This window comes from Halorubrum coriense DSM 10284, assembly GCF_000337035.1.
Taxonomy (GTDB): Archaea; Halobacteriota; Halobacteria; order Halobacteriales; family Haloferacaceae; genus Halorubrum; species Halorubrum coriense.
Window position 1 is genome coordinate 104,145 of the sequence record NZ_AOJL01000060.1, and the last position, 16,286, is coordinate 120,430.

Consider the following 16,286-nt stretch of genomic DNA (forward strand, 5'->3'; position numbering starts at 1 on the left):
CGGGAGTCGTCGCGCGCGCTGACGCCACTATAACAGCAACTTTATCACTCGCACGGGGCGAAATTCGCATAAGACTACTCCGTTAGGAGGTCCAACAGTGACTGAAGCCAACACACAACCGGAGGTGAACATCGGTCTCGTCGGTCACGTCGACCACGGGAAGACGACGCTGGTACAGGCGTTGTCCGGCTCGTGGACCGACCAGCACAGCGAGGAGATGAAACGCGGTATCTCGATCCGGCTGGGGTACGCGGACGCGACGTTCCGGCGCTGCCCCGGCGTCGACGAGCCCGAGTGTTACACCGTCGACGAGGAGTGCGAGGACGGCTCCGAGAGCGAGCCGATTCGAACTGTGTCGTTCGTCGACGCGCCCGGCCACGAGACGCTGATGGCGACGATGCTCTCGGGCGCGTCGATCATGGACGGGGCGGTCCTCGTCGTGAGCGCGACCGAGGACGTCCCGCAGGCCCAGACGGAAGAACACCTGATGGCGCTCGATCTCATCGGGATCGAGAACATCGTCATCGCGCAGAACAAGGTCGACCTGGTCGGCCGCGACCGCGCCGTCGACAACTACGAGCAGATCCAGGAGTTCGTCGAGGGGACCGTCGCGGAGGACGCGCCGATCGTCCCCGTCTCGGCCCAACAGGAGGTCAACCTCGACCTGCTCATCGACGCGATCGAGTCCGAGATCCCGACGCCGGACCGCGACCCGGGCGAGAGCGCTCGGATGTACGCGGCCCGCTCGTTCGATATCAACCGCCCCGGTGCGACCGCCGAGGATCTAAAGGGCGGCGTCGTCGGCGGCTCGCTGGTCAGCGGCGAGCTGTCGGTCGGCGACGGGCTGGAGATCCGACCGGGCCGCGAGGTCGACGAGGAGGGCCAGACCGAGTGGCGGCCCCTCGAGACGACGGTCCGGTCGCTCCAGGCGGGCAACCGCGACGTCGACACCGCCCACCCGGGCGGTCTCCTCGGCGTCGGCACCGGGCTCGACCCGAGCCTGACGAAGGGCGACGCCCTCGCCGGGCAGGTCGCCGGCGAACCGGGGACCCTCCCGCCGACGCGCGAGGAGTTCGAGATGGAGGTCGACCTGCTCGAGCGCGTCGTCGGCAAGGAGGACGACGAGAGCGGCGAGAGCGACATCGAGGAGATAAGCACCGGCGAGCCCCTGATGCTCACGGTCGGCACCGCGACGACGGTCGGCGCGGTGACGAGCGCGCGCGACGGGGAGTGTGAGGTGAGCCTCAAGCGGCCCGTCTGCGCCGAGGAGGGCGCGCAGATCGCGATCAACCGGCGCGTCGGCGCGCGCTGGCGGCTCATCGGCGTCGGGACGCTCACGTAGCGTGACCGACGACGCCCCCGCAGACGGTCCCGACCGGACGCCCGAGAACGACGGCCGCACGGGGGGGCTCGGGGGGAATGACGTTCCCGTCGTCGCGCTCGACGCGAGCGCGCTGATGGCGCCGGTCGAGGCGGACCTGCGGCTGTTCGAGGAGTTGGATCGGCTCCTCGGCGGTTACGAGGCCGTGGTGCCGGCGGCGGTGCTCGCGGAGCTCGACGGGCTCCAGCGCGGGAACGGCGCGGAGGCGACCGCCGCGAGCGTCGGCGCGGACCTCGCGGATCGGGCGGAGGCGGTGGAGACGGACGAATCGTACGCCGACGACGCGCTCGTCGCCCTGGCCGCGGCCGGCCGGGTCGACGCCGTCGTCACCAACGACGGACCCCTCGCGAAACGGGTGCTGACGGCGGACGCACCAGTAATCGGTTTAAGGGGTCGGAACACACTGGCGATAACGGAACCCTAGCGGCCGCGGACAACCAACAACATGTACAAACGAGTTCGACTCAAGGACACGGTCGAGGTCCCGCCGAAACACTTGGCGGACGTCACCGACGAGCGGGTGAAAGCCCTGCTTCAAGACAAGCTGGAAGGACGGATGGACGAGGACGTCGGCAGCGTCGTGAGCGTCATCGAGGTTCACGACATCGGCGAGGGGGCGGTGTTACACAACCGGCCCGGCGTCTACTACGAGGCGGAGTTCGACGCGCTCACCTACGACCCCGACATGCAGGAGGTCGCCGACGGCACCGTCGTCGAGACGGTCGAGTTCGGTGCCTTCGTCGGGATCGGGCCGGTGGACGGGCTGCTCCACGTCTCGCAGATCACCGACGAGTACCTCACGTTCGACGGCGCGAACCAGCAGCTCGCCTCGTCGGACTCCGACAAGACGCTCGGCGTCGACGACGCCGTGCGCGTCCGCGTCGTCACCAAGAGCATCGACGAGCGCAACCCCCGGGACTCGAAGATCGGGCTCACGGCGAAACAGCCCGGCCTCGGGAAGCACGACTGGCTCGAAGGGCAGCGGAAACACCGCGAACAGACCGGTGAGGAGGCCGACTGATGGCCGAGGACCGCCTGGCGTGCCGGGAGTGTCACCACGTCAACGACCCGGACGCTCAGACCTGCGCGCTCTGCGGGTCGTCGTCGCTGACGGAGGACTGGGCGGGCTACGTCATCATCACCAAGCCCGAGGACAGCGACATCGCCGAGGAGATGAACGTCTCCGAGGCGGGCGCGTACGCGCTCAAGGTCAGATAGTCGCCCGCGCAGACGCCAGACGAAGATGACCGATCCGCTTCTCACCCTCCCCGAATCGCTTCGTGACGCGTTTAAAGAGCCGCTGGGGCCGGTGACGACCGACGCCGAGGCGCTGTTGGAAGCCGTCGACGAGACCCGCGAGCGACGCGGATCGACGAGCGAGGGATCCGCGCGGCTGGTCGCGGTCGGGGACGTGGTCACCTATCACCTCCGGGAGGCCGGCCGCGTCCCGGACGTGGCGCTGGTCGACGGGAGGACGGAGCGCGAGGCGGTCCGCGAGGAGATCGAGACCGCGCTCGCGGCGACGGAGGAGCGACGGATCGCGGTCGAGAACCCGGCCGCGGCGCTGTCGACGGCGCTGCTCGACGCGCTCGCCGAGGCGCTCGCGGCGAGCGAGCCGGTGACGATCGAGGTGACCGGTGAGGAGGACCTGGCGGCGTTGCCGGCGATGGTCGCGGCCCCGCTCGGGTCGACCGTCGTCTACGGGCAGCCGGGCGAGGGGATGGTCCGCGTCGCGGTCACGCCCGAGGCCCGAAGACGGGCGCGGGAGCTGTTCGAGGGGCTGTCGGGCGACATCGCGGCCGCCTACGACGCGCTCGGCGTCGAGCCGAGCGAGAGCGACGAGACCGGCCCGGAGGGCTCGGCGTAGCGGTCGACGACGGGGGATCAGTCGTCGTCGACGAGGACCGTCGCCGCGAGGACGGCGAGGCCGACCGTCAGCGCGACGGCGCTCGTCAGCCGCGGCGTGATCGGGAACGTCGACAGCGGGAGGTACGGCTCGACGCCGCTGCGGCGGAGTTCTTCGAGGGCCTCGACCCCCCAGTGGCCGCTCGCCAGCAGCGAGAGGCCGACGCCGACGCCGAGGCCGCCGGTGACGAACCCGACGCCCGTGAGCGCGTCTTCGAGCGCGAGGAACGTCCAGACCTCGTCGTCGCTCGGCTCGGGACCGCGCGCGAGCCGCCGCTGGAGCGCGACGAGGGCGAGGCCCGCCCCGCCGGCCGCGACGGCCCCGACCAGCACGACCGCCGCGACGCCGAGCGGGGTGACGAGCGGCGATCCGGCGAAGTTCGCCTCGCGGACGGCCGGGGGAAGGGTCGCGACGAGCGGGCCTGCTAGCGCGCCGAGGAGAGCCAGCGTCCCGCAGATCCGGGCCTTCCGGATCGGAGACAGCGGGACGACGATGTTCGCCGCCCGAGCGAGTTCGTATTGTGACCGGTCGGTTGGGTCGAATCGCGTGTCGTCTGACATCCGCGTGGTAACTGAACGCACGGTCCGGAGGTGGGAAACCCTGACGCCGAACAGTGTGGCTCGTCGACGGTCGGCGCGGAGTTCGGCGGCGACACCCCCGCTTCGAAATCCTTTTACAGCTTTCGAGGGGATATACGCCCAACTGAACCATGGACGTCGATATCATCTCCGAGGAGGAGAACCCGATGCTGCACCGCACGGACATCCGTTTCGAGACGACCCACGAGGAGGCCACGCCCTCGCGACTGTCGGTCCGCGACTCGCTGGCGGCCAAGCTCGACAAGGACTCCGAGGAGGTCGTCGTCCACGAGCTCGACACGAAGTTCGGCATGCGCAAGACGGTCGGCTACGCGAAGGTGTACGACTCCGCGGCCGACGCGCTGGACGTCGAGCAGGACCACATGCTCGAACGCAACAAGATCGGCGGCGAAGAGGCGGACGCCGAGGAAGCGTAACCCCGCCGGATGCGCGTTCTCGGCATCGAAGGTACCGCGTGGTGCGCGAGCGCCGCGCTGTACGACGCCGAGACCGACACGGTTCTCATCGAATCCGATCCCTACGAACCGGATAGCGGCGGCATTCACCCGCGCGAGGCCGCCGAACACATGTCGGAGGCGATTCCGGCAGTCGTCGACCGGGTGTTGACCGCGGCCGAGGAGCGACACGGCCCGGACGCCGTCGACGCGGTCGCCTTCTCGCGCGGCCCCGGACTGGGGCCCTGTCTCCGGATCGTGGGGACCGCCGCGCGGTCGCTGGCCGGGACGCTCGGCGTCCCCCTCGTCGGCGTCAACCACATGGTGGCGCACCTCGAGATCGGTCGCCACCGCTCCGGCTTCGACAACCCCGTCTGTCTGAACGCCTCCGGCGCGAACGCGCACCTGCTCGGCTACCACGACGGGCGGTACCGCGTCCTCGGCGAGACGATGGACGCGGGCGTCGGTAACGCGATAGACAAGTTCACCCGGCACGTCGGGTGGAGCCATCCCGGCGGGCCGAAGGTCGAGGCGGCGGCCGCCGAGTTCGCGACGGCCGCGAGCGGGGCCGGAAGCGAGGGGGAGAAGGCCGGAAGCGAGGAGGAGGGGCCCGAATCGACCCCCGGCGCCGACCTCCTCGATCTCCCGTACGTCGTCAAGGGGATGGACTTCTCCTTTTCGGGGATCAGCTCGGCCGCCAACGACGCCGCGGACGAGGGCGTTCCGGTCGAGGAGATCTGTTTTTCGCTTCAAGAGCACGTGTTCGCGATGTTGACGGAAGTCTCCGAGCGCGCGCTGTCGCTGACCGGCGCGGACGAACTGGTGTTGGGCGGCGGCGTCGCACAGAACGACCGCCTCCGGGAGATGCTGGCCGCGATGTGCGAGGCCCGCGGTGCCGCGTTCCACGCGCCGGAGCCGCGGTTCCTCCGCGACAACGCCGGGATGATCGCCGTGTTGGGCGCGAAGATGGCCGCCGCCGGGGACACCGTCGCCGTCGCGGAGTCCGCGGTCGACCCGAACTTCCGACCGGATCAGGTGCCGGTGACGTGGCGGACGGGCGAGTCCGTCGCGCGACGGGGCGAGCCGGATCGCCCGGCGACCGACTCGGACGTTGACCGCCGCGGCGCGGAGGCGACCGTCGAGGTCACCGGGACCGGAGGCGACCGTCGGGTGGTCAAGCGGCGGGTGCCGAAGTCGTACCGACACCCCGAACTGGACCGGACACTCAGGCGCGACCGGACCGTCGCGGAGGCCCGACTGACGAGCGAGGCGCGGCGCGCCGGCGTTCCGACGCCGCTCGTGTCCGACGTCGACCTCGCGAACGCGACGCTGACGCTCCAGCACGTCGGGGAGCGCGACCTCGCGGCCGCCCTCGACGAGCGGTCGGCGGAGGCGGTCGGTCGCCACCTCGCGCGACTCCACGGCGCGGGGATCGTCCACGGCGACCCGACGACACGGAACGTGCGGGTGGCGCTCGGCGGCGAGCGCGCGGAACGCGACGGAGGGGCGGGCGCGCCGCCGGAGACGTACCTCATCGACTTCGGCCTCGGCTACCACACGGGCCACGTCGAGGACCACGCGATGGACCTCCACGTGTTCGAGGGGTCGGTCCGGGCGACCGCGACCGACCCCGGACCGCTGGTGGCGGCGTTCGAAGCGGGGTACGAGGCGGTCGGCGACGGAGACGTCCTCGACCGCCTCCGTGACGTGGCGGACCGCGGCCGCTACCGCTGACGGTCCGCCGGCATGTCGGCGGCCGCCGCACCCGCGGTGCGATCGGCGGGCCGCGTCGCCACGATTTATGGTGTCGGCCGACAGATAGACTCGTATGGCAGATAAACCGTCTTCGGGAGAGATTCTCGGGATCCCGTACAACTTCGAGCGGCCGAGCCTCGGTCGGCTGCTCTCGTCGTACTGGCAGCCCGGCAAGGGGATGCTCGTCGAGAAGCCGTTCGGCATCGGCTACACGCTGAACCTCGCCAACTGGCGGTCGTGGATCGTGCTCGCGGTGGCCGGCGGGCTCTACTATCAGCAGCAGCAGTCCGCCGGGGGAGACCCGTCCGCCGGACCCGACGAGGACGCCGGCGAGGACGGTGACGGCCCCGTCGAAGTGATCGTCGACGACGACTGAACGAGGGCGGCGGGACCGCGCGCCGCGGTCGCGCGGCCGTCGGTTCTCACCGTTGATTCCGCATCGGTTTCATTTAAATACGAGAAGCCCGAAATCTCGACGATGAAAGTTCAGTTCGAGTGTTCGTGTTCGGAGGAGATCTCCGAGTTCACCCGCGGGGAGACGAGCCGGGGTGTCCACGTCGAATGCGGGAACTGCGGCGCGGTGTACGCCGTGACGATCACCGAACTGGACTAGCGCGGCGACGCGGACTCGAACCGGAGTCGAACCGTCGTGCCGTCGTCGGTCGCGTCGAACCGAACGGTGCCGCCCTGCGTCTCGCACATCCACTTGACGAGCCACAGCCCGATGCTGCTCGCGTGCGAGAGCGGCGTCTCCTCTTCGGCCTGCAACACCGCGCGCTCGTCCGGCGGGATCCCCGGTCCGTTGTCGGTGACCTCCAGACAGGTGGTGGTCCCGTTCTCGCGGATCGTCGCCTCCACGCGCCGCGTCGCGCCGTCGTTGTGGGTGACCGCGTTCTCGAACACCTCGCGGATCGGGAACTCGACGGAGTCGTCCGCGCGGATCCACGCCTTGGAGGGGGTCTCCACCGTGACGGCGGCCCCGCCGGCGTCGACGGCGGCGATCGCCTCGTGGACCGCGTCGACGAGGTCGACGCGGCCGTCCGGTCGCTCGGGCGACGCGTCCTCGATCACGCGGAGCTTCTCGCTTATCGCGACGATGTCGTCGGTCGTCTCGCGGACGGTCTCTAGACACTCCCGGCTCCGATCGTCCTCGACTCGGTCGGCCAGCAGGTCGGTGTACCCCTGGATCACGTTGAGATCGTTCCGCACGTTGTGGCGGAACACGCGGCTCAAAACCTGTAGCTGCTGGTTGGTGGTTTCGAGGTTCCGGCGCGCGGTCTCCGCCTCGCGCCGATGGTGCGTGACCGCGCCGTAGAGGATCCCGCCGGATCCGGCCACGATCAGCCAATCGGCGACGAGACGCGTCGGTGCTACCCCACCTGCGGATCCGCCCGCGGACGCGACGACGAGGTCGACGGCGACCGCGGAGAGCGCTCCGAGGCAGAGGTACAGCGCCGTGACGGCGGTCGCCGACCGCCCGTAGAGTAGTTCCGAGATATATTTCATTTATATTTAACTTGTTCCTCGAAGAATTTTCTTGACAGCCGATACGTCGGCGGCCGGCGGCTTAAGTTTTGACCGCCGGACGAACCCCGTTACCAAGAGGCACAGTCGGCGCAGACGAGGGCGTCCCCGTCGCGCCAGCGGCGTTCGGCCCGCTCCCCGCACCGGTCGCACGCCGCGCCGTCGGCGTGCCACGTCGACGTGGCGACCGCGGGCTCGACGCCGTCCGGGTCGGCGGTCTCCCGGTCGGTAGTGGTCGTCTCCGCGCCGTCCGACTCCGTCTCCGCGTCGTTCGAGCCGGCGGCGTTCGCCGCCGCGAAGTCGTCGAGCGAGCGGTCCTCGGACATCTACGCCTCCCGCCGGAGCCGGTCGACGACGTAGTCCCGCTCCAGTTCGCCGAGGAACTCGCCGAGCCGCGGCCCCTGCGTGTCGTCGAAGAACAGGCGGTAGCCCGCCGCGAAGAAGTCGCTCACCTCGACGTCGTGGTCGCGGGCCGTCTCGTACATGGCTCCCTGTATCTCCTCGCCGTCGTGGCCGGCCGCGACGAACTCGGCGAGGTCGTCGAGCGCGGCCGCGACGTCCTCGTCGAACTCGACCGCGGGGAGGTCGGTCTGGAGCCGGTAGTCGTACTCGTTTTCCGTCCGCTCGGCCCAGTTCCGCGCCTGCTCGACGCGGGCGAGCGCGGCGTCGACCGCGTCGGCGTCGGCGTCCGCGGGAATGTGGCCCTCGTCGCGGGCGAGGCGTTCGCGGAAGTCGGGGTCGTCGACCATGCCGAGGACCGCCGCGAACGTGTACGGGAGCCGGATCGGCCGCTCCGTCGGCGGGTCGTCGGGCCGGCCGACGACGAACGGGTAGGCGCGCTCGGCGAAGGCGGTGAGGTCCGGGTCGTCGACCTCGCCGAAGTAGGCGCGCTCGAACCGGTCGAACCGGTCGACCAGCTGGTCGAGCCGCTCGACGTCGAGGTCCCGGGCCTTCTTCGGGTGGAGCGCGAAGAAGTAGCGCAACACCTCGGGCTCGATCAGCTCCAGCAGCTCTTGGACCGTGACGACGTTGCCCTCGGAGGAGGAGAACGCCTCGCCGTTGAGCGTGAACCACTCGTACACCATCGGCACGGGCGGTTCCTCGCCGAAGACGTTCCGCGCGATGTCGACGCCGGAGGGCCACGACCCCTCCGCGTGGTCCTTCCCGAAGGGCTCGAAGTCCACGCCGAGGACGCCCCACTGGGCGGGCCACTCCAGCCGCCACGGGAGCTTCCCCTCGCGGAACGTCGCGGTCCCCTCGTGGCCGCAGCCCTCGATGGTGTTGCCGCCGGCGTCCATGTCGGTACAGACGTAGTCGACGGTCTCGGCCGCCGCGTCGATCCCGGTCACCGTCTCCGTGACCTTCCCGCACTCCGCACAGACCGGGTTGAAGGGGACGTACTCGCCGTCGACCTTGTCCTGATACGGGGAGAGCACCTCGCGGACGCGCTCGACGTCACCGAGGACGGCCCGGACCGCGTCGTCGAAGTCGCCGTCGGCGTACAGCTCGGTGTTCGAGAGCATCTCGACGGGGACGTTCAGGCGGTCGGCGTCGGCCTTCAATAGCCCCGCGAAGTGGGCCGCGTACGACTCGGCCTCGCCGAACGGGTCCGGAATCTCGGTGTACGGTTTCCCGAGGTTGCGACCGAGCGCGCCCGCGTCGACCTCCCCGAGCCCGACTATCTCGCCGTCAGCGTTCGCCAGCTTCCGCGGCACCTTCCGCAGCGGGTCCTTGTCGTCGGAGGTAAACACCTGCCGCACCTCGCGGCCGCGGTCGCGGAGCACCTCGGCGACGAAGTAGCCGCGCATGATCTCGTTGAAGTTCCCGAGGTGCGCCACCCCGGACGGCGAGACTCCCCCCTTGATCACGATCGGCTCGTCGGGGTCGCGGGCCTCGACCGCGTCGGCGACGACGTCGGCCCAGAAGGCGTGGAAGGTCTCGGCCGACTGCTCGGCCGCGTCTTTCTCATCCCCGGCGGGAGACTGTTCGGAGAGGATGTGCGGGGAGTCGTCCGGAGCCGCGTTCGGGGCGTCGGCGTCCGCGTTGGAGGCGTCGGCCGTCTCGTCCGCGGCGTCGTCCGCGCTCATCGTGCCTCCGTCCAGCGGCTCGGTTCGCCGGCACCGGGGAGAACGACGTCCGTCCCCGTGTGGTCGCCGCGCAGCACGGCGTCGACGACCGCGCTCGGGTCGGTCCCGTCGAGGACGATCGACCGGAGTTCGGCCCGGTCGATCAGCTTCGCCGCGAGGAGGTCGACGGGCGCGGACGCGCCCGCGTCGCGGCTCATCGGGAGGACGACCTCGACGAGCTCGGCCGGCGACAGCTCCGCGAACTGGGCCGCCTCGGGATCGGCGTTGGGGTCGGCGTCGTACACGCCGTCGGCGCTGGTGGCGTACACGAGCAGGTCGGCGTCGACGGACTCCGCGAACGCGGCGGCCACGGCGTCGGTCGTCTGTCCCGGCGTGACGCCGCCCATCACCGCGACCTCGTCGCGGCGGAGCGCCGCCGCCGCCTCCTCGTAGTCGGTCGCGGGCGCGAGGTTCGCGCGGTCGCCGAGGGCGGCGATCAGCAGCCGGGCGTTGAGCCGCGTCGTCCCGATGCCCAGCCGGTCGAGCTCGACTTCGTTGGCCCCGATCTCGCGGGCCGTCTCGATGTACTCGCGGGCGACGCCGCCGCCGCCGACGACGACCCCGACTTCGCAGCCGTCGGCGGCCAGCCGTTCGATCGCCTCGGCGTACGCGGCCACGCGCTCGGGGTCGAGGTCCGGCGCGAGCACGCTCCCGCCGACAGAAACGACGACTCTCATTGCCGACGAGTACCCTTGTCGCGGTCTTAAGGATTGTCAAGCCCGGACGCCGCCGACCGGGGTCCGAGCGCGGCGGGACCGGCGCTCGGACCGGGAAACGCCTAAGCCGGTCGGGGCCCGCCCTCGGGTATGCGACCGATATCGATCGTCGGCGACGGGGCGTCGGCGCTGGCTCGACGGCTCGCGGACCGCCTCGACGGGCGGGTCGCCGTCGTGGAGCGCGACGACGGCTCGAACGCGATCCCCGGTGACGAACCCGGGCCGAGCGACCCGGCCGCCGACGGAGGACTCGTCGGTCCGGCGCAGCGCCGCGGAGCCGGCACCGCCGTCGCGTTCGACGCCGACGGAAACTGGACCGGTCGAGGGAGCGTCGACGGCTTCGACGACCTCCTCGACGGGCTCGCTCCGGATCACGACTACCTGATCGCGGTCGGCGCGTCGCGGCTGCGCGTGCCCGCGGTCCTCCTCGGTCCGGACCCGGATCCGGAGGGCGTTCCGGGGACGGTCCTCGCGACCGCGGACGCCCCCGACGCGGTCGACCTCGACGGGCTCGTCGCCGACCTCGACGGGGCGGAGCCGTGGGTCACCCGCGAGACGCTGGTGCGCCGCGTCGAGGCGTCGGCGGACGCGGAGCGGTCGGGCGCGATCGCCACGTTCACCGGCCGGGTGCGGGCCCGCGACGCTCCGGAGGACGACCGGACGACGCACCTCGCGTTCGAGAAGTACGAGGGGGTCGCCGAAGAGCGGATGGACGCGATCGCCGAGGAGCTCGAGACCCGCGACGGGGTCTTCGACGTGCGGATGCACCACCGCACCGGCGTGATCGAGGCGGGCGAGGACATCGTCTTCGTCGTGGTGCTCGCCGGGCACCGCCGGGAGGCGTTCCGGACGGTCGAAGACGGGATCGACCGGCTGAAAGACGAGGTACCGATATTCAAGAAGGAGGCGACGGAGTCGGAGACGTTCTGGGTCCACCGGCGAGACTGAGCGACGCGGCGGGGCGGAGCGACCATCGGACCGCGGCCGCACACGGCTCGCGGGGTGAGCTCGAAGGGGGTCGCGCGAGGTGCGCGCAGTCGTTCCGGACCGATCTTTGCGGCGCATTTTGCTGCTAAATGACGCTCGAACGAGCGTCAGCCGGCGGTACTCCCGACCGATAAGCGGAGCGGTGAAACGGGCTCAAAACAGAGTATAAAATGTCTGCGCGCATTTGAAACGTTTTTAAAGAGTCCGTCAGACACGTTTTAGCCCGAACGGTTCGGTGAAACGCCCTGAACGTCACCCAACGGTGTTGTCTTTATAACACCCTCCGGGGGCAAGCGTGAGGTGTACTATGAGCGCGACTGCGAACCCCTCCACGAACGCGAGCGCGAACGACGACCGCAGCAAGGAAGAGCGGCTGAAGCAGTACCTGCTCGACCGCGCACAAGACGGCGAGATGTACTTCAAAGGGAAGTTCATCTCCGAGGACGTCGACCTCTCGCCGAAGGAGATCGGCGCGCTGATGGTGAAGCTCCGCGACTCCGCGACGGAACTCACCGTCGAGAAGTGGTCGTACACGGGCGCGACCACCTGGCGCGTCGAGCCCGCCTGAACGCCCGCGGTTCCGCCGACCGCCGCTCGCGGCACCGTCCCCGGCTCACACCACCGTCCCCTCTCCGCGGCTCGGTCCCCGTCCGCGCTTTTCCCGACGCCTGTCCCGAGTACCGAATCGGCGGCCGGTCCGTCGGTACCGGGTCTCGCACCCGCCGACGCGGGGTTTATACTCGCCGACCAGCTACCACGTGACGATGCCAGAACACGAGGACGCGGCGGCGGCCGGCGACGGCGCGCCGCGTCCGGAGCCGCTCCGGACGTTCTTTCGGATCGACGAGGTCCGCCGCGAGGACGGTCGCGTGCGATACCACGGCGAGTCGTACGTCCCGGAGCGGACGCTGTTACGGAAGCTGACCCCGCACTTCAGGGAGGCCGGCTACGAGGTGGACATCGAGATCGTCGACGGCGGCCACGTGGTCGTCGCGACCCCGTTCGATCGCGGCCGCGACGGGATCCCGTGGGTGAACGTCGCCATGTTCGCCGCCACCGTGCTGTCGACGCTGTTCGTCGGCGCGTACGGCTGGTACTACGTCCCGCTCGCCGAGATTCGCGCGAACCCGCTGACGCTGCTTCAGGCGTGGCCGTTCACCGCCGCCGTCCTCGGGGTGCTGATGACCCACGAGCTCGGCCACTACGCCGCCGGCCGCTACCACGGCGTCCCCGTCTCGCTCCCGTACGTCATCCCCTTCATCTTCCCGTTCGGCACGCTCGGCGCGATCATCCGCATCCGCGGGCGGATGCCCTCTCGGAAGGTGCTCTTCGACATCGGCGCGGCCGGGCCGATCGCGGGGCTCGTCGCGACGGTCGTCGTGACCGCGATCGGCCTCTCGCTCGACCCGATCCGGGTGCCGGCGGAGCTGGCGAACGCGTCGGGAGCCATGATCCGGTTCAACAACCCGCCGCTGTTGGACCTCATCGCCGGCGTCCTCGGGCAGCCGACGAGCTACGGCGACCCGCGGCTCACCGCGCACCCCGTGGTGATCGGCGGGTGGGTGGGGATGTTCTTCACCCTCCTGAACCTCCTCCCGGTGGGCCAGCTCGACGGCGGCCACATGGTCCGGGCGATGCTCGGGCCGCGCCAGGAGACGGTGGCGGCGCTCGTCCCCGGCGCGCTGCTCAGTATCGCCGCCTACCTCTACTTCTGGCGCGGGCTCGGGCTGAACGAGTCCGTCGGGCTGTGGGCGTTCTGGGGCGTGTTCGCGGCCGTGATCGCGTACAACGGGCCGGCGAACCCGACCGACGAGGGGGGGCTCGGATTGAGGCGGGTCGCGGTCGGCGTCCTCACCTTCGCCGTGGGCGCGCTCTGTTTCCTCCTGGTCCCGATCCAGGTCATCGGTGCGTGACGCCGCGATGATCCGGTCGTTCTCGCGACTGCGCGCGCGGGTCGAGCGGCTCGGCTTCCGGGCGCTGTACCGGCTCGCCGACATGACGTACGCGCTCGGCGTCGCGACGCCGAAGCGGACCGTCGCCGGGACGTACTGGAGCTACGAGCCGACGAACCCCCACGGCGACGACCCCGGGCTCGCGGCCCTCGATCGGCTGCCGGGCGACGCGGTGATCGTCGACGTGGGCGCGCACGTCGGCGAACACGCGATCCCGCTGGCCCGCGGGACCGACCGCCGCGTGGTCGCGTTCGAACCGAACGGCGAGAGCGCGGACCGGCTGGCCCGGAACGTCGACCGCAACGGGCTCGGCGGGCGGGCCGACCGCAGGCGCGCCGGCCTCGGGGACGCGAACGCGACGCTCACTTTCTACCGGTCGACGTTCTCGAAGTGTTCGGCGTTCGACCGCGACCTGGCCACGCGGTGGGGCGCGAGCGTCGCGGGCACGGAGTCGGTCCCGGTCCGGCGGCTCGACGACCTCGTCGAGGGGGTCGACGGGACGATCGCGGACAACGTCGACCCCGTTCCGCCGCCGGACGCGATCAAAGTCGACGTCGAGGGGCACGAGGCCGCGGTGTTGCGGGGCGCGGCGGCAACGCTCGCCGCTCAGCGGCCGCTGCTCGTCGTGGAAGTCCACGGGACTGAGTCGGCGGCGGAGGGCGGAGTCGTGGACGGAGGAGCCGCTGAGGGCGGGGCGGTGGATGGAGGAACGGCGGCCGCCGAGCCCGTCGCCCTGCGTGAGTGGCTGAAAGCGCGGGAATACGCGGTCGAGGAGGCGGAAGACGTGTGGATCTGCCGGCCGGTCGAAGCGTCGGACCCGGGGGAGTGAGTCAGTCGTCTCGGCGCTGTTTCATGCCCTGTCTGGTGAACTGCGGCGTCGCGCGGAGACCGCGCTTCTTCCGGAACGACCGGTACAGGGCGATCGCGAGCGGTGCGGCCAGCCCGAGGACGACGAGCGCGAGCCGCCAGTTGTTCGCGAACGAGTAGAGGATCGTCGCCGAGAGGACGCCGACCGCGAGCAGGACCGAGTAGGCGATCCGCATCGCCAACTTCTCTAAGACCTTGGTGTCGTCCTCCAAGACGACGTTGACCGTCAGGTCGTCGCGGTTGGCGCGGTCGAGGAACTCGTCGGCCTTCGGCGGGACCGTGAACAGCGCCTCCGTCGTCTTCTGGACCTGCCGGCCGGCGTCCTCGGCGAGGTCGCGGGCGGTCTGCTCGTAGTACCCCTCATCGCGGAGGTAGTCGGTCGCCGTCGAGATGAAGTCGAACTCGGGGTCGAGCGTGACGCAGACTCCCTCGACGACGGTGGCGACCCGGAGGACGAGCGCGAGGTTCGGCGGAAGCCGGAGCGGGAACTCGTAGATGGACGACTCCACCTGCTCGATGATCTGGTTCACCTGATACTGCTCGACGTCCTCGCCGCGGACGTCGGCGATGGCGAGCTCCATCACGTTGCCCATCACCTCGCGGTCGGCCTCCGGCGAGAGCGTCCCCATCGAGATGAGCGTGTCGAGGATGTCGTCGATGTCCTGTCGCGCGACCGCGACGTAGAACTCGACGATCTTCTCTTGGACGAACGGGTCGACGCGACCCGCCATCCCGAAGTCGTAGAAGATCACGGACCCGTCGTCGGCGACCGCGAGGTTCCCCGGGTGCGGGTCGGCGTGGAACACGCCGTCGTCGATGATCATCTGGAGGTACACCTCCTGGAGGATCTCCGCGATCGCCGTCCGGTCGTGGCCCGCCTCGTCGAGCGCGTCGATGTCGCTGATCTTCGTCCCCGGGACGTACTCCATCGTGAGCACCCGCGGTCCCGACACCGGCTCGTACGTCTCCGGGATCCGAATCCGGTCGTTGTCCGTGAAGTTCCCGCGGATCTCTTCGAGCATCGTCCGCTCGCGGGCGTAGTCCATCTCCTCGCGGATCGTCTTGGCGAACTCGTCGGCGAGGTTCTCCAGCGAGAACGCCCGACCCGCGCCGGTGAACCGCTTGACCAGTGGGATCGACCACCGGATCGTCCGCAGGTCGGCCTCGACGAGCGACTCGATCCCGGGGCGGCGTACCTTCACCGCGACCTCGTCGCCCTCGTAGGTGGCGGTGTACACCTGCCCGAGGCTCGCGCCGCTTATCGGGTCGCGGTCGAAGTCGTCGAACGTCTCGTCGACCGGGCCGAACTCGTCTTCGAGGACGACCCTCGACTCCTCCCACGGGGCGGGGGGCACGTCGTCTTGGAGCCCCTCCAGCACCTCGATGTACGCCGGCGGCAGGATGTCCGGCCGCGTCGAGAGTATCTGTCCGAGCTTGATGAACGTCGGCCCGAGCGTGAGCAGGATATCGAGCAGGACGGCCGCGCGCTCGCGCTGGGTCTCGGTGTCGACCTCGCGGCTCCCGCCGAACAGGAAGTACCGCCGCCTGTCACGCCAGTAGGCGACGATAAGCGGCGAGAATTGCCGCAGAACGACGACGAACCGCCAGTAGGCGCGAAGGTTGACCAGCGTGACCACCCGTCAGGCGTCGCCCTCGTCGTCCGCGTCGTCGACGGGGATGCTCGTGGAGACGTCGCGCTCCCGCTTGGGGAGCGAGATCTCGAGGACGCCGCGGTCTATCTCGGCGTCGGCCCCAGCGCCGTCGGCGTCGTTGGGGAGGGGAAGCTCGGCGTCGAGGAACAGCGGGCGGTCCTCGCGGACGTATTCGAACCCGTCGGGGACGGCCTTCTCGCGGCGCCCCTCGATGTCGATGCGGCCGTCCTCGACGAGCACCTCGGTGGTCTCGGCGGTCGCGCCCGGGAGGTCGACGACGAGCACGTACCCGTCGTCCGACTCGAGTAAGTCCGCAAACACCGCGTCCGGGAGGTCCCGGAGCGCGTCACGTAGCGCTGACATAAACCGAGGTAGGGTCGCCGCGGC

At 70.3% G+C, this 16,286-nt stretch carries 20 protein-coding genes; 13 read left to right on the forward strand and 7 right to left on the reverse strand.

Going from position 1 to position 16,286, the window contains the following annotated elements:
* The first annotated feature begins 97 nt into the window (after positions 1-97).
* Genes C464_RS13980 through C464_RS14000 form a run of 5 tightly spaced genes read left to right on the forward strand, consistent with a single transcriptional unit; the run spans position 98 to position 3,248 of the window.
* Positions 98-1,342 carry a translation initiation factor IF-2 subunit gamma gene (locus tag C464_RS13980; protein ID WP_006114406.1) on the forward strand — a complete coding sequence of 415 codons (1,245 nt, stop codon included), beginning with the start codon at positions 98-100 and terminating at the stop codon, positions 1,340-1,342.
* A gap of 1 nt (position 1,343) precedes the next feature.
* Positions 1,344-1,805 carry a DUF188 domain-containing protein gene (locus C464_RS13985; RefSeq protein WP_006114407.1) on the forward strand — a complete coding sequence of 154 codons (462 nt, stop codon included), beginning with the start codon at positions 1,344-1,346 and terminating at the stop codon, positions 1,803-1,805.
* A gap of 21 nt (positions 1,806-1,826) precedes the next feature.
* Positions 1,827-2,402 carry a DNA-directed RNA polymerase gene (locus C464_RS13990; RefSeq protein ID WP_006114408.1) on the forward strand — a complete coding sequence of 192 codons (576 nt, stop codon included), beginning with the start codon at positions 1,827-1,829 and terminating at the stop codon, positions 2,400-2,402.
* Positions 2,402-2,599, forward strand: coding sequence for a transcription elongation factor subunit Spt4 (gene spt4 / locus C464_RS13995; RefSeq protein WP_006114409.1), 198 nt, complete (start codon positions 2,402-2,404; stop codon positions 2,597-2,599). Before C464_RS13990 ends, spt4 begins: the two co-directional genes overlap by 1 nt.
* A 25-nt stretch (positions 2,600-2,624) precedes the next feature.
* The gene (locus tag C464_RS14000; protein WP_006114410.1) at positions 2,625-3,248 is read left to right on the forward strand and encodes a GTP-dependent dephospho-CoA kinase family protein; all 624 of its coding nucleotides are present in this window, start codon (positions 2,625-2,627) and stop codon (positions 3,246-3,248) included.
* Between the two features lie 17 nt (positions 3,249-3,265).
* Here C464_RS14000 and C464_RS14005 read toward each other — a convergent pair whose 3' ends face one another.
* Positions 3,266-3,847: a hypothetical protein gene (locus tag C464_RS14005; protein WP_006114411.1), complete on the reverse strand. Its 582-nt coding sequence runs from the start codon at positions 3,845-3,847 to the stop codon at positions 3,266-3,268.
* Positions 3,848-3,996: 149 nt separating this feature from the next.
* On the opposite strand from C464_RS14005, the gene C464_RS14010 reads away from it, so the two are divergent.
* The 4 genes from C464_RS14010 to C464_RS19870 all read left to right on the forward strand — a co-directional run bounded on the left by C464_RS14010 (position 3,997) and on the right by C464_RS19870 (position 6,688).
* Positions 3,997-4,302, forward strand: coding sequence for a 30S ribosomal protein S24e (locus C464_RS14010; RefSeq protein ID WP_006114412.1), 306 nt, complete (start codon positions 3,997-3,999; stop codon positions 4,300-4,302).
* 9 nt (positions 4,303-4,311) lie between these two features.
* Positions 4,312-6,054: a bifunctional N(6)-L-threonylcarbamoyladenine synthase/serine/threonine protein kinase gene (locus C464_RS14015; RefSeq protein WP_006114413.1), complete on the forward strand. Its 1,743-nt coding sequence runs from the start codon at positions 4,312-4,314 to the stop codon at positions 6,052-6,054.
* A 94-nt stretch (positions 6,055-6,148) separates the two neighbouring features.
* Entirely contained in the window at positions 6,149-6,451 is a 303-nt protein-coding gene (locus tag C464_RS14020) for a DUF5808 domain-containing protein (RefSeq protein ID WP_006114414.1), read from the forward strand.
* Positions 6,452-6,553: 102 nt separating this feature from the next.
* Positions 6,554-6,688 (forward strand): hypothetical protein, encoded by a 135-nt coding sequence (locus tag C464_RS19870; protein WP_006114415.1) that lies wholly within the window; start codon positions 6,554-6,556, stop codon positions 6,686-6,688.
* Here C464_RS19870 and C464_RS14025 read toward each other — a convergent pair.
* The 4 genes from C464_RS14025 to pyrH all read right to left on the reverse strand — a co-directional run bounded on the left by C464_RS14025 (position 6,685) and on the right by pyrH (position 10,402).
* Entirely contained in the window at positions 6,685-7,581 is an 897-nt protein-coding gene (locus C464_RS14025; RefSeq protein ID WP_006114416.1) for a sensor histidine kinase, read from the reverse strand. The genes C464_RS19870 and C464_RS14025 overlap by 4 nt on opposite strands.
* Before the next feature lie 89 nt (positions 7,582-7,670).
* Positions 7,671-7,925, reverse strand: a complete 255-nt coding sequence (locus C464_RS14030; protein ID WP_006114417.1) for a DUF7573 domain-containing protein — start codon at positions 7,923-7,925, stop codon at positions 7,671-7,673.
* A complete protein-coding gene (gene lysS, locus C464_RS14035) occupies positions 7,926-9,686 on the reverse strand; it encodes a lysine--tRNA ligase (RefSeq protein WP_006114418.1) in 1,761 nt (586 codons plus the stop codon).
* Entirely contained in the window at positions 9,683-10,402 is a 720-nt protein-coding gene (gene pyrH, locus C464_RS14040; RefSeq protein ID WP_006114419.1) for a UMP kinase, read from the reverse strand. The genes lysS and pyrH overlap by 4 nt, the downstream gene beginning before the upstream one ends.
* A gap of 129 nt (positions 10,403-10,531) precedes the next feature.
* Here pyrH and C464_RS14045 point away from each other — a divergent pair, with 129 nt between their 5' ends.
* The 4 genes from C464_RS14045 to C464_RS14060 all read left to right on the forward strand — a co-directional run bounded on the left by C464_RS14045 (position 10,532) and on the right by C464_RS14060 (position 14,209).
* Complete coding sequence (locus C464_RS14045) at positions 10,532-11,389, forward strand: molybdopterin synthase (protein ID WP_006114420.1); 858 nt, start codon at positions 10,532-10,534, stop codon at positions 11,387-11,389.
* A 346-nt stretch (positions 11,390-11,735) separates the two neighbouring features.
* Positions 11,736-11,996: a DUF7123 family protein gene (locus tag C464_RS14050; RefSeq protein WP_004597322.1), complete on the forward strand. Its 261-nt coding sequence runs from the start codon at positions 11,736-11,738 to the stop codon at positions 11,994-11,996.
* Between the two features lie 196 nt (positions 11,997-12,192).
* Positions 12,193-13,341, forward strand: coding sequence for a site-2 protease family protein (locus C464_RS14055; RefSeq protein WP_049911199.1), 1,149 nt, complete (start codon positions 12,193-12,195; stop codon positions 13,339-13,341).
* Positions 13,334-14,209, forward strand: a complete 876-nt coding sequence (locus tag C464_RS14060; protein ID WP_006114422.1) for an FkbM family methyltransferase — start codon at positions 13,334-13,336, stop codon at positions 14,207-14,209. Before C464_RS14055 ends, C464_RS14060 begins: the two co-directional genes overlap by 8 nt.
* Position 14,210: 1 nt before the next feature.
* Here the strand turns inward: C464_RS14060 and C464_RS14065 are convergent, their stop codons facing one another.
* Together C464_RS14065 and C464_RS14070 are read right to left on the reverse strand one after the other, a co-directional pair.
* Entirely contained in the window at positions 14,211-15,884 is a 1,674-nt protein-coding gene (locus C464_RS14065) for an ABC1 kinase family protein (protein WP_006114423.1), read from the reverse strand.
* Positions 15,885-15,887: 3 nt separating this feature from the next.
* Positions 15,888-16,262 (reverse strand): Hsp20/alpha crystallin family protein, encoded by a 375-nt coding sequence (locus C464_RS14070; protein WP_006114424.1) that lies wholly within the window; start codon positions 16,260-16,262, stop codon positions 15,888-15,890.
* Between the last annotated feature and the right edge of the window lie 24 nt (positions 16,263-16,286).

Excerpts from the sequence above, each read along its gene's own strand:
- C464_RS13990 (WP_006114408.1), top strand. The coding sequence starts at position 1,827 with ATGTACAAACGAGTTCGACTCAAGGACACGGTCGAGGTCCCGCCGAAA.
- spt4 (WP_006114409.1), top strand. The coding sequence starts at position 2,402 with ATGGCCGAGGACCGCCTGGCGTGCCGGGAGTGTCACCACGTCAACGAC.
- C464_RS14000 (WP_006114410.1), top strand. The coding sequence starts at position 2,625 with ATGACCGATCCGCTTCTCACCCTCCCCGAATCGCTTCGTGACGCGTTT.
- C464_RS14005 (WP_006114411.1), bottom strand. The coding sequence starts at position 3,847 with ATGTCAGACGACACGCGATTCGACCCAACCGACCGGTCACAATACGAA.
- C464_RS14010 (WP_006114412.1), top strand. The coding sequence starts at position 3,997 with ATGGACGTCGATATCATCTCCGAGGAGGAGAACCCGATGCTGCACCGC.
- C464_RS14015 (WP_006114413.1), top strand. The coding sequence starts at position 4,312 with ATGCGCGTTCTCGGCATCGAAGGTACCGCGTGGTGCGCGAGCGCCGCG.
- C464_RS14020 (WP_006114414.1), top strand. The coding sequence starts at position 6,149 with ATGGCAGATAAACCGTCTTCGGGAGAGATTCTCGGGATCCCGTACAAC.
- C464_RS19870 (WP_006114415.1), top strand. The coding sequence starts at position 6,554 with ATGAAAGTTCAGTTCGAGTGTTCGTGTTCGGAGGAGATCTCCGAGTTC.
- C464_RS14025 (WP_006114416.1), bottom strand. The coding sequence starts at position 7,581 with ATGAAATATATCTCGGAACTACTCTACGGGCGGTCGGCGACCGCCGTC.
- C464_RS14030 (WP_006114417.1), bottom strand. The coding sequence starts at position 7,925 with ATGTCCGAGGACCGCTCGCTCGACGACTTCGCGGCGGCGAACGCCGCC.
- lysS (WP_006114418.1), bottom strand. The coding sequence starts at position 9,686 with ATGAGCGCGGACGACGCCGCGGACGAGACGGCCGACGCCTCCAACGCG.
- pyrH (WP_006114419.1), bottom strand. The coding sequence starts at position 10,402 with ATGAGAGTCGTCGTTTCTGTCGGCGGGAGCGTGCTCGCGCCGGACCTC.
- C464_RS14045 (WP_006114420.1), top strand. The coding sequence starts at position 10,532 with ATGCGACCGATATCGATCGTCGGCGACGGGGCGTCGGCGCTGGCTCGA.
- C464_RS14050 (WP_004597322.1), top strand. The coding sequence starts at position 11,736 with ATGAGCGCGACTGCGAACCCCTCCACGAACGCGAGCGCGAACGACGAC.
- C464_RS14055 (WP_049911199.1), top strand. The coding sequence starts at position 12,193 with ATGCCAGAACACGAGGACGCGGCGGCGGCCGGCGACGGCGCGCCGCGT.
- C464_RS14070 (WP_006114424.1), bottom strand. The coding sequence starts at position 16,262 with ATGTCAGCGCTACGTGACGCGCTCCGGGACCTCCCGGACGCGGTGTTT.